Origin of the sequence: Photobacterium sp. BZF1 (genome assembly GCF_014349205.1) — a bacterium.
Taxonomy (GTDB): Bacteria; Pseudomonadota; Gammaproteobacteria; order Enterobacterales; family Vibrionaceae; genus Photobacterium.
In genome coordinates this window covers 1-11,881 of sequence record NZ_JACSOF010000179.1, presented here as the reverse complement: position 1 = coordinate 11,881, position 11,881 = coordinate 1, and the positions used below count along the sequence as shown (strand labels likewise).

General features: G+C 42.3%; 11 protein-coding genes. 2 read left to right on the top strand and 9 right to left on the bottom strand.

The window, feature by feature from the left end:
* Positions 1-233: 233 nt before the first annotated feature.
* The 9 genes from BIZ37_RS26670 to BIZ37_RS26630 form a co-directional block, all read right to left on the bottom strand.
* Positions 234-1,127, bottom strand: a complete 894-nt coding sequence (locus BIZ37_RS26670) for an alpha/beta fold hydrolase (RefSeq protein ID WP_187464102.1) — start codon at positions 1,125-1,127, stop codon at positions 234-236.
* 48 nt (positions 1,128-1,175) lie between these two features.
* The gene (locus BIZ37_RS26665; RefSeq protein ID WP_187464101.1) at positions 1,176-2,249 is read right to left on the bottom strand and encodes a YncE family protein; all 1,074 of its coding nucleotides are present in this window, start codon (positions 2,247-2,249) and stop codon (positions 1,176-1,178) included.
* A 334-nt stretch (positions 2,250-2,583) separates the two neighbouring features.
* On the bottom strand, positions 2,584-2,895 hold the full coding sequence (locus tag BIZ37_RS26660) for an antibiotic biosynthesis monooxygenase (RefSeq protein WP_187464100.1): 312 nt from the start codon (positions 2,893-2,895) through the stop codon (positions 2,584-2,586).
* Positions 2,896-2,999: 104 nt separating this feature from the next.
* On the bottom strand, positions 3,000-3,158 hold the full coding sequence (locus BIZ37_RS26655) for a hypothetical protein (protein WP_187464099.1): 159 nt from the start codon (positions 3,156-3,158) through the stop codon (positions 3,000-3,002).
* A gap of 302 nt (positions 3,159-3,460) precedes the next feature.
* A complete protein-coding gene (locus tag BIZ37_RS26650; protein ID WP_187464098.1) occupies positions 3,461-4,099 on the bottom strand; it encodes a hypothetical protein in 639 nt (212 codons plus the stop codon).
* A gap of 376 nt (positions 4,100-4,475) precedes the next feature.
* Positions 4,476-5,564, bottom strand: coding sequence for a GTP-binding protein (locus tag BIZ37_RS26645; RefSeq protein ID WP_187464097.1), 1,089 nt, complete (start codon positions 5,562-5,564; stop codon positions 4,476-4,478).
* Between the two features lie 2 nt (positions 5,565-5,566).
* Positions 5,567-7,234, bottom strand: a complete 1,668-nt coding sequence (locus BIZ37_RS26640; RefSeq protein WP_187464096.1) for an amidohydrolase — start codon at positions 7,232-7,234, stop codon at positions 5,567-5,569.
* Positions 7,235-7,313: 79 nt separating this feature from the next.
* On the bottom strand, positions 7,314-7,958 hold the full coding sequence (locus BIZ37_RS26635; protein ID WP_187464095.1) for a trimeric intracellular cation channel family protein: 645 nt from the start codon (positions 7,956-7,958) through the stop codon (positions 7,314-7,316).
* 399 nt (positions 7,959-8,357) lie between these two features.
* Entirely contained in the window at positions 8,358-9,245 is an 888-nt protein-coding gene (locus BIZ37_RS26630) for a LysR family transcriptional regulator (RefSeq protein ID WP_187464094.1), read from the bottom strand.
* Between the two features lie 435 nt (positions 9,246-9,680).
* Between BIZ37_RS26630 and BIZ37_RS26625 the strand changes: the two genes are divergently transcribed.
* Together BIZ37_RS26625 and BIZ37_RS26620 are read left to right on the top strand one after the other, a co-directional pair.
* Positions 9,681-10,298: a hypothetical protein gene (locus BIZ37_RS26625; RefSeq protein WP_255526919.1), complete on the top strand. Its 618-nt coding sequence runs from the start codon at positions 9,681-9,683 to the stop codon at positions 10,296-10,298.
* A 367-nt stretch (positions 10,299-10,665) separates the two neighbouring features.
* Entirely contained in the window at positions 10,666-11,724 is a 1,059-nt protein-coding gene (locus BIZ37_RS26620) for a linear amide C-N hydrolase (RefSeq protein ID WP_255526918.1), read from the top strand.
* The last annotated feature ends 157 nt before the right edge of the window (positions 11,725-11,881 follow it).

Sequence of the window (11,881 nt, the reverse complement as noted above, 5' to 3'; positions counted from 1 at the left end):
AACAACTTTAATATTCATGATGGATGCTCCTTCGTAATTAAGTGCTAACACCTTAATTCTGGCTCATCGAAGCCGTTAAGTGGGGCGTCCATCACATCACTTCCTAATTACGAATCAAAGTACACTCTAACTAGAATACGGCAACTAGATAGCCAGCCTAAATAAGGCCGGCATAAAAACGAACTGGACTAAAATAAGTGATTCTAATACAGCATAAAACCTACCAAGATTATTTAATCTAATACAAGACCAGTACTGGCAACAATTTGCTCCGCAACAAAGTTTGGATCCTCAGCGTTAGGAAAATGACCAATTCCGTCCCACTCAACATACGCTATGTTCGGGCATTCCTTTTTCAATTCTCGGCCAATACCTACTACAGCAATCGGGTCATCTTTTGCCCAAGCTACACGTACATGGTTAGATTCCTGTATGGCACCAATCCAACGATCCCTAAATATGTAACGCTCTCTCATATAACCTGATTGTGCAGCAAGTTTTGACGTTTGGTCCTTGTATAGGAATAACTCTTCTCGAATAGAGATTTCGCTCTCGCTTAAGTTTCCTAGAGTACAGTTTTCCATAAACTTAAAATAATATTCACCGGTACACTGCTGAAACTCTTCCATGGCTTGAAATAAACTTTCATTACTCTGAGCTCTATTCATAGTGCCGGGTTCATTTGATACCCATTGAAGTAGACTGCCATTGAGAAAAAGTGACGACAATACATTAAAAGACAGGCTTTTTTCTAAATTTCTTGATAATAGTTCAGTATGAACGCTAGTGCCTATATCATGACTCACAATGTGGGCTTGTTCAATATTTAAATGGTTAGCCAGTTTTTCTACTATATCAGCTTGCTGCATCAGAGAATAACTGAATGCAGTCGGTTTATCACTTAAACCCCAGCCGACCAAATCAAACGAGACTAATCTAGCCTTTGATTTTAATAAAGTGACAACTTCCTTCCAATCGTAACTAGAAGATGGATGACCGTGAATCAGTATAATTACTGGTCCTTCTCCTTGGTCATGATAAAAAACATTATTTCCATCAATGTTTAGGTATTCACCAGAGTTTTTCCACTCTAGTGCTTCTTTTGATAATTCTTTTGTTTCGTACATTTAACTTAGCCTTTCTGAATACAGTGTTTTAGAGACAGGACTTTCGAGTTAAGCATCTGGTAATAAATCGAAGATGCCAACACGGTCTGACTTAGTGCTACCTACCCACAGACGATTACCTACCTCAATAGCACTTGTACCTGCGCCAAGAACACCATAAACCGCAGCAGGCATAACTTCTGCTGTACTTAGTGTTACAGGGTCGATTCGAGTAACCTTAAATGCAGTCATTTGATTACCACCTACCTTGGCAGCAATGCTCTGCTGTTTAGGGAAATCTAGTGGGTTATCGACTACATGTATGCCTGCCAGAATAGACTTTCCGTCAGCAGACCAACGTAGGTTATCAGGTATCCCTCCTAGGTCAGCGCTGGTCACTTTCACTGGAGAAACGCTTCTGTCAATCTTGACTACAGAAAAGCCGGTAGATGCTGCTACGAATACCTGTTGACCGTCGGGTGACGAAATAATGCCGTTTGGTGTCGAAATACTTTCTGAACCTGGAAGTTCCTCCCAGCCAGTGGATTTGTACCAAATACGTGTGTTACCAACAGGACCGCCTTGGAGTGCAATGCCCAACGCTTCTTCAGGGTCTTGAATTGGACTGCCTGTAGAGGTTGCAATTACACCACCGTCCGGTAGTACAGTCACCGCATCCGGCCAAAAGTCTTCCCCAACATTGATAGCGCCTATCCAAGTGAATTGTGGTGTCTCAAAGGAGTAATTGATACGAAATACTTCTATTGCTTCACGTCCACCATTCATATTTTTATGACTGGCAACATACACTTCTATAGTATTTTCAGTTTGGTTAAAAAATCCAAATCCATGTGGGCTAAAGGCTTTCCAGTTCGTTGGTTCTGTAATTGGGAAACGTGAACTTTCAGGAGCAATAATAATATTTTCAGATTGAATTCTTGTTCCAGTTTCTGTTTCAGCGTCAAACACGTGCCAGAAACCCGTTGTGATCACATCATCTAGAAAATTTGGGCCATAACATGTGATTCCGCCACCCACAATCCATTTAGTGCCTGGGATTTGGATAATATCTTCTACATTATAAAAACCATATAGAAATTTAGCGTTGGACATCAAGGTATCAAAGCGATTTTTATCAGTCATAAATGAATTTCTCTTCTTTAAGTTATAGGTATTACTAAAATTAACAGAGGCGCAAACTGTAAGTAACTAAATCTAATAGACGTTTGTTACGACCAGTTTTTTGTCTTGATTTATATGATTAGTTTCTACCTTAAATAATTCATAGAAATTCATATATTAAGCCAAAACCTTGCGACAGAAATAAATTTATCGCTTTATATAATTGAGTTCCAATACAGTTTGATGGATCTGATCCATCGCTTTTATTTTAAGTGCACTATTCTCTGTGGAATTAGTTATAAATAATATTTCCAGTCTAGGCTAAAGTAAATCCTTACGTTTTTGGTTGTAGGGGTTATTTAATTACGGCGTGAACACTTTCAAAGCTTGCCGTGGTTGCATCAGCCGATACTAATCTAAGCAAGTCTATGGTTTGCTTGTCACGAATAGGGCTGTCTAACCAATTTTGATAGGCTTGTTTATTTTCCCATGTGCACATTACTAATACTTTCGCTGGGTCATCAGCAGATAGCATTGTTTCACCGCGCAAAAAACCAGAGATATTCTCACTGGCTTCTTCTACATATCGTCTTGCTATGTGTAAGCGGGCAAGTTTTTTTCCATCGCCATGATGTTCTGTCAAAGTAAGCATGGTAATAAATGGCATAATATTGAACCTATTAAACTAATTTGTTTTCCGTACACTGCAACCAAACTTTCCGGCGGTAACTCGTTTCGCTATTGAATGAGTTCGTTGACCTTCGCCAAGGTTTAGCCCGCGTTGGTGATCTGGTTAGCGTCCTGCAGTCTGCCCGCTAGGGCGTTCAAGCTGTCAATCTGGGTTAGCGCCTTGAAGCTCTCGGGCTGGCTAGAAAGCTCGTTAGCGCCCGTTTCCAACGCCGCATAAGAACCCGCAACACTAATAATCATAAGAAGGGCTGTCGTAAATAAGAATTAAAAACGGTTAACGTGAATACTGAACAAGAACTTGCCAAGCTCCAAGCATACCCCAACACAAGCGAGCGCAAGGGCCCGCCGTAAAATCTGGAACAAGTCCAAATAAAAACGAAGCTGTTAGTTAGGTAAACGCTGACGCCTGACGAAAGGAACGCGGTAGATCGCGCAAGTGTATTAGTGATAGCATTCATTTCGTTAATCCGTTTCGATTCGGTTTAATATGCCCCGGTTGTTCGTTGGTAGCGGAACCGGGGCTTTTTGATGTTTAGACTAGATTAGTTTAGTTCGAACGGCTTGAACGTATTGAACGTTACAACTTCGCCCGGAACAACGTTGTTCGTGTCTGACGAACGGAACATGAAGTTACCAAAACGAACCGACGTAAACCCCGTGTTTTCTGTGTAGTTGGTGCGAATGATCGCGTCGCCGTAACACTCCGCCATTTCTTCCCATGAATTGAATGTTTCCTCGTTTCTTACTTGTGCGCTTCCGTCTTTGAACAAGTTGATCGTCTTGTTCGCGCCTTCGTGTCGAACGTAGATATTCATAAACCAGTCGGAATCGGATTCAATGTCTAGGTTCGGCGTCGCCATATCTGAAATCTGAACGTCGCTAACTAGGTGCGTCAATGGAACGTAAGCGGTAATTCGCGTTTCGCCCTTGTAAGTCCCGAAGCCGTCGGAATCTGCGTAATCAACCATTGCCGAAACCGTGTTGTCTTCGTTGATTGTTACCGTCTTCGTGTCGTGAACATATTCTGGGTTAATCGAAGGCATACCGATTGGCTCAACGTAAGGGTGTTGTTCGCGTGGATCAAGGTTAACAATTTCGTCGACTGGCGTGTTACTGCCCTTGTCGTCGTTACAACCTGCAAGTGTACCCGCAACCAAAACAGCCAATAGAACTTTTTTCATCTCTGTTTCTCTTTAAATAGTGAATGAAATCCTTTTCATCATTTCCTTTCCAAGTCTTAATAAAACTTGGCCGCTTCCCGTGTATATTTAACGAAGGAAGACTTTGTTTTTAAATCAAGCGCAAGACCAATCTCGATACTTACCCGCCAACATTTAGAAAAATTGACGTGCCTAAATGGTTCAACCTCCGCCTTGGCGTCCCGTAAAAACGTATTTTCGGACTCAACGTCGGAAGCTATTTTTAATAGCTTTGCTTTCTAGTGTGGATTAAGTGAAATCAAAGGTTCTCTATTTACATAAGTGTGGATCTCACTAAAGTGACGCCATCATGTATTTCAATTCTTGGCGTCAAGTAGCAATGTTTTGATTCCGAGTGTTAAAGGCAAGCCATTAGCCCAGCTTCTAAAGCATCTTTATCTAAAGAGCCCTTAGGTCCGATAAATACGAGGCTTGTATGGCGCTTTTCAGTCCCCCAGGGTTCCGAAACAGCGTAAGAGTCTCTTTTTCCAACTCGCTGATAGACAACCTTGTTTGTAGGTTGGTCAGTAATGTCAATAACCCCTTTTACCCTGAGAATAGAGTCAGGGAGGGAGTTGAGAAACTTATCAAATTTCGCCTTATTTAGGCTTTCCTCAATGGTAAAGCTAAAGCTAGTAAAATCGTGTTTATGGTCTGTCGATACTGCTTGTTCTTCCTCTGAGGAAATAGAGGCTTCAATCCCAAGAATGACCTCAGCTGGGACATTACCATTGATAGACTCAATTATTTTCTTGCTCGGGTAGGTATCTTCTAACCATGCTCGAGCCGTTGCTAATTGTTGTCCGTCAATTAGATCTACCTTTGTTAATACAATCAGGTCGGAGGCCAGTATTTGGTTGTGGAACAAACGGCTTGTCAGTGTATCTTTTGCGAGCAGAAACATAGTTTCAGCATCTATAACAGCGATCCCACCATCAAGACGAATTGCGGGAACAGCATGGGCAACCTGTACGATTCCATTTGGGTCAGCCACGCCACTGGCTTCTAGCACTATGGCGTCAGGCAGTTCTTCTCGCTCAGAAAGTTGAACAAGACTGTCTGTTAAATCAGCTGAAACTGAGCAACAAGCACATCCATTTGACAGATTAATCATGTCATCTGTTTGAGAGGAAATAAGCTCTGCATCAATGTTAATTTTGCCGAAATCATTGACGAGTACCACCAAGCGCTTTCCATGGGACGCAGTAAGTAACTTATTCAGGAGGGTGGTTTTACCCGAGCCCAAGAAACCGCCTATTATCGTTAAAGGCAGTGAACCGACATCTACTCCGTTATCGTGCTTTTGCACCTTATAGGCCGACATAAGCATCCCCATGATGCCTTGGTGAGCGTCGTTAAAACGCTCTTCCACAGAAATGCTATCCTTTGCATTGATAATACTCGCCATATCAAGTGGCGGAGTGCTTATCTCATTGCGATAGCTCATGATTAGATTTCCTCAGCCTTAAACTTCTTACCACCCATAACAGTTCCCCAAACATTGATGTTCTCAATCTGTTTTGCATCTATTGCGTAGGGGTCTTCATCTAAGATGGTGAAGTCAGCAAACTTGCCCTGTTCAATACTACCGATTTTATCTTCCAAACCTAAAACATAAGCGGCGTCGATAGTGACGGCTCGCAGGGCGCGGTCAACGCCAATCGCTTCATGCGGAGCAATGACAGTTTCACCATCTTCAGCAATACGTGTTACAGCACCTGACACCGCAGACAATGGCTGCATTGGCACAACAACTTGCGGGTAATCAGAATGCATCGCAAATGGCACGCCCTCACGCTCCAAAGAGCCTAAACGTGCAACAGTTTCAGCGCGATCAGGTCCATAGGCATGTGTTCTGTGCAGTAGGCTACGATGGTGAATGAAATACGCATTCACACTAGCAACGCCTCCAAGGGATTTAAGACGACGAGCCTGCATCGGAGTTGTCATTGAGTAATGTTCAATAGCGAAACGATGGTCGAAACGTGGTTGAATTCTCTGTAATGCTGCAAGTGCATTTAACGTAATATCGGTCGCATGGTCACCATTTGCATGGCAGTGCAATTGCATACCTGCTTTCCAATAAGGCTTCATGAGTTCAATAAGATCAGGATCGCCTTCTTGACCTTGAGAACCGTCTAAATAGCCTGGGAAGCCAACAAGAGATCCTTGCAAAGGATATGAACCATCACTAAAGAACTTAACGCCCCGAATAAAGAACTTATCCGACTCCATGGTTTGCAGACGTTTGATTTCTTCAATCGCACCTTCAACACCGTGCGATTTTGCCATGGCAGCGCCGTAAGGAGTAAGTCTCATTCGAACAGGAAAGTCAGGATTTTCTGTCGCTGCAATATGGTCAGCTAGTTCTGATTTTTCATCTAAGGATCCATATAGAAGGTCGGCTATTGTGGTGATGCCTGATCGGTTAGCAATCGATGCCATAAAGTGCAAACCGTTAACCCCGCCTCCTGCTACAACTTCGCCCAGTATTGGGGCTAGCGCCATCTGAACACCTGAAGCTTCGGCAAGAACGCCATTTAAACGGCCGTCTGCATATTTTTGGATATGTGGATCCGATGAATCAGCAGGAATTTTTGACATAGCCAATGCAGCTGAGTTTGTGTACGCAAAATGAGGGGCCCAGGCCAAGATATAAATAGGACGCGTGCTACTGATTTGATCTAAAATGTCTCTATCTAATGCACCGTCTTGCTTAGCCGCATCATAACCCCAAGCGATAATAGGTTTATTGGGATCGGCTTCTTTACGATCAACCTCTTTTAGGTGTTCAATGATGCTTGCAACGTCTTTGATGGGTTGCTGCATACCATAACGTCCAGGCCATTTAATTGGCCCAATAAACTCAAGCGCCATGAAACCCGCTGACATCCAGCAATGAGAATGCGCTTCAATAAACCCTGGCATAATGATGCGGTCTTTAAAAGAGTCATCAATGGTTACATCGTATCGTGATAACCAAGGTTCCATTGACTCGATGGAGCCTGTAGATAATACACGCCCATCTAAAATGGCGACCGCATCAACTGCAGGACGACCTGGGTCCATGGTGTATACTTTTTTTGCAGTATAAACAGTGACTTGCTTGTTAGACATGGTAGTCTCTCCGATTATTTGTTAGCTATCTTTGATAGTGAAAATTAATACTCTTTGAGTGATATTTGACGTATCCATGTCATTCTGTTTTTCGGCCTAAAATGGCCCATTCAGGAACTGAAATCTGTCTGCTGATAGACAGGTGACGTAAATAAACAGAAAAACACACTGAAATTACTGCACCGGTTTCTGAATGTTGTGGGATAAAAATTAGGAACATCGTATACACCATGCATCCCAGAGTGACCGGAATCGCATAGAGCTCTTTGCTCAGAAGTAGAGAAGGTTTTTCTAGAAGTACATCTCTTACAATGCCGCCACCAATTGCCGTGATAACGCCAAGGAATATCGGTGCCAGAGGCAATCCAAACCCAAGATTCCACGCTTTATCTGTGCCTTGTATAGCAAACAAGGAAGCTGCAATTGCATCAACATATAGATAAATGCGATTGACGCGTTTCATTTGAATCAATGGAAAAAACAAAAATCCAAACAGGCTAGCGACGACACCAATAACCGCATAGTAGATATCCACTGACCAAAAAACCGGGACGTTGAGTGTCCAGTCTCGGATAGTGCCCCCGCCAATGGCTGTCATCAGCCCTAGAACCACAACCGTAAATATATCCACTTTTTTATCCAAGGCTGCTAACACTGCGGATAGCGCAAATGCAGCGGTACCTACAATAGTGATGGCTTGAATGAGCAGTTCTGCGGTAGACATTTAATGTTTCCGTTAGCTATTTGCTTTGAATGATCATCATTCGTGAGGGTTGAAACCAAAAGCATTCGATGTTTCTTACAGTCGCTGTACAACCCCAGAAACGTCCGGTGTCCATGCATTCTACATAGTGATTGTCAGCACAATAACTCTCCATGGTAGGCTTTATACCTACCAATATTGCAAAGCTAGACTGAATCGGCCAACAGGGCTGGTGATTGGGCGAAGTAAACAGAGGTTAATTGGAGTAGGGTACTTTATTGCTAGATGTATCTAGCTCAGTTTGACGGTGTGTGTTCGAGTTTTAGGTGGGCAAAATTGCCCACAGAGTGTGGTGGGAGGAAGGCTAGCTTGCTCTATTTGCAGAAGATGCTGGTTGGAAGCAATTACATCCTGTAGCGCTCAGCTGAAGTATGGTGAGATCGATTGGATAAGCTTATTTTTAATGGGCGCAATGTTGACTGAATGTGGGCACCATAACGCCACAGGCACAACCATGTCACTGAGGGCTGCCGGTAGCTCTATTTTTGTAATTTGGTTATGACACATTGGCTCTTCTAGGGAGTGTTGTGGTAGAAGAGACCATCCTTCGCCATCACTGATAAGCTTTGCCAATAGAGTCATGTCGGCAACTTGATCGTGTTGAGAAGAGATGATAATCCTAGTTGCTAAATCATCTTCAATAAATGACTGAATTATTAGTTGTTTAGACGAACGCATAGTCGAATAGCGGTCTTTGTCTTCGACTGTATGTACAGCATGTTGTTTGCCAGCAACAGGGATCAGTGACAGATGACCTAGTAGCGTTGAATCGAAGCTATGAATCATTTGAGATTGATGCACGTTCATCAATGCAAAGTGAATACTGCCGTTTTCTATTCCTTGCTTAGCTTCCTTCTTGCTGCATATTTCAAGGTTTATACGCACGCTCGGAAAATTTTCAGATAACGTCTGGTACATAGAGAGGACAATCGCGTGTGGGACAAAGCTGCCATAGGCGATTGTTACAGTCTCTAAACCATTCTCGGCGAGACTTAGAGCGATCTTATCTAAGCTTTTAGCCTGCTCGAGAGTTTGTTTAGCATAGTGATAAAGCAGTTTTCCCTCTTCCGTTATTTGCACAGATCGGGCCGAACGGTCGAACAGAGTAACACCCCATTGTATCTCTAGGCTGGTGATCACTTGCCCAACGGTTGTGCGGTGTTTGTTGAGTTTGATTGCCGCTTTCTGAAAAGAGTTAAGTTCATAAGCAGTGATGAATGTTTGTAGTTGTTCAAGACTGTATTGCATGAATGGTGACCCTTACCAAAATTTCGGATTGTGAGCTTAAACACTTAAGTTTCGAGTTAGATTTATAAAAACATATCTAAATAGTAGACCATGTTTTCATGGCGAATGATATTAATAAATTTACAAAAATATTAGCGATGTAGAGGGGTAAATAATAATTTTTGAAGCCTCTATTAGTATGTATTTTTGATGGATACAGTCCTACAAAAACGATTTAATATTAATTTTCATCTATGCATAATCATCGAAATTAGACATTGGAGTGGAGTCTAATTTAAAACGAAGGAATGGTTAATTATTAATAGTTAATATGAATTTAAAATACAAAGCACTGGCTTTTTTATTGCCGGGCTGGCTTCAACTAATCTATTTGCTGAAGATAAGGCACCTGATCCGGCAGACCTTACAGAGACAAATACCTCTGCTTATTTTTCTATGAGTAATCAAGGTGGCCTTAAAGGTTCTATTTCAGGAGACTTTTCTTTTTCAGAACGTCAGACAGGGATGCTGACTATTGAAGGAACAATGAACAAGGAAGGTAAGTATTCTGATAGTCGCCTACAGTATTTCCACGTGTTCTCTACAGCCAATTCCGTAGTACCAAGAGCAGCGGTTTCGTTGGACGTTATTGATAACGACATGTTCACTTCCGCATCACTCGGTACAACGTTTGCGATTAATGCAGGTGTAAAGGGTTTGAACTTGTTTCCGCGAGCAGGAGCATTGGCAGGTAAGTTCTCTCAAGCAACCTTAGATGAGTTTAACGTAAGTAATGATGAGGCCTACGGTGGGTCTGCAGCAATGTATGTAATCTACAATGTCGGTAAAGATGGTACTTATATTGGGGTTTGGCCCGAGTACAACTATCTGTCTGGTGATGTCGACGCTTCGGTTCTTAAGTCAACATTTATGATTGCCACGCCATTTTCGAAAGACAAGACCCGTTGGGGCAACATACGCGTTGAAAACACTGATGCAAAACTTTCGACAAACTCAAAAACTATAAACAGTAACGATACTGTTGTTTGGGCTAGCTATAAGTTCTATTTCTAGAATCACCTTCTCATTATTTGTCCGAAAACCTCACTGATATGAGGTTTTTTTGTGCTCAATAAATTAATTTAATTGGTTGTTACGTATTTACGGTTAAACCTTAAAATATATTTTATGGTGGTTTTACCCTCTGTTAGGTTCGTTTTTTTACTATGTTAACTAACTTGTTTTTTTAATTTATTCCAGTTGTGGAAGTGATGGTAGGCTTTAATCCTCTTATGGGTAGTTGGTCGAGTAAATTAAGTGATACATAATGGTTTTATTATCTATTGTCGCGTGGCTCTGCCATGCTAATTAATTTATAAGGTATATTATGAAATTTAAGCCACTATTATGTTCTCTTGCTATTTCAGCGAGTCTTTTTGGTATGACTGCCCCAGCAGATGCTTGTACTGGTATACGTCTGATTGCTGAAGATGGTGCTCCTGTATTTGGTCGTACAATGGAGTTTGGTGATGATATGATTGAATTTAACTGGTTCACATATCCACGTGGTCATCAATTTGAGGGAGTTACCTCAGAGGGCGTGAATGGTATGAAGTGGGATGTAAAATATGGTTTTGCAGCCGCTATGACGTTTGATACCACAGCAATCGCGGAAGGTACCAATGAAGAGGGTCTAAACGTTGGGGTGTTCTTCTTCCAGCCGTATGAAAAAGCAAGTTATCAAAGCTACGATGTGTCACAAGCTGACAACACGATTGCGGGTTGGCAGGCTGCAACTTATGTTATCTCGCAAGCATCAAACGTTGAAGAAGCCATTGAACTCCTTAAAAATGTAAGAGTAGTCGACGCAACACTCTATCCAGAACAAGAGGGATGGAATTTCTCGCCTATGGTTCACTTCGCTGTGAATGATGCCCAAGGCAACTCAATTGTAGTTGAGTATCTGGATGGCGAACTTCGAGTGTTCGATAACCCACTTGGCACACTAACCAATACACCTAGCTTTGATTGGCACCAAGAGAACTTGAAGCGTTTTACTTCATTACCGATTGATAAAGCGGCTCCGTTTGGCGACGATATCGAAGAAGTCACCGCTGGTGGTCTAGATGTGGGTCGTTTAGAGAGCTTGCCGGGTGAAATCACCGCGCCGAATCGCTTCGTTCGTGCGGCTATGTTTAGCCAAACAGCAGATCCGTTTGCTAACGGTGACGAAGGTGTTCATGCAGTGTTTAACATTCTGAATAACTTCGATATGCCAAAAGGCTTCAAGCAATATCGCCACGCTGATGGCAACGATTATTCGCAGTTTGTTCAGTGGACAACGGTTTCGGATCTTCAAGCGCAGAAAATCTACATTCGTTCATTCTATAGCCCATCAGTTAAGATGATCGACCTGAACGACATTGATTTTACCGACGGTAAAGTACGCTCATTTGAGATTCCACACTCATTTGAGTTCGATAGAATCGAATTGAAGTAGGGTCGTATAAACTTTTGCTCACCAAAAGGCGCCAACAAAAAGGCCTGAACGTACTATCATAATGCCATTCGGATAAGCGTCATCGTTTATACCTGAACGGATACTTGGGTGGCACATAGAGGACTGAACGTGGAAACGTTCGGTCCTTTCTTTTATC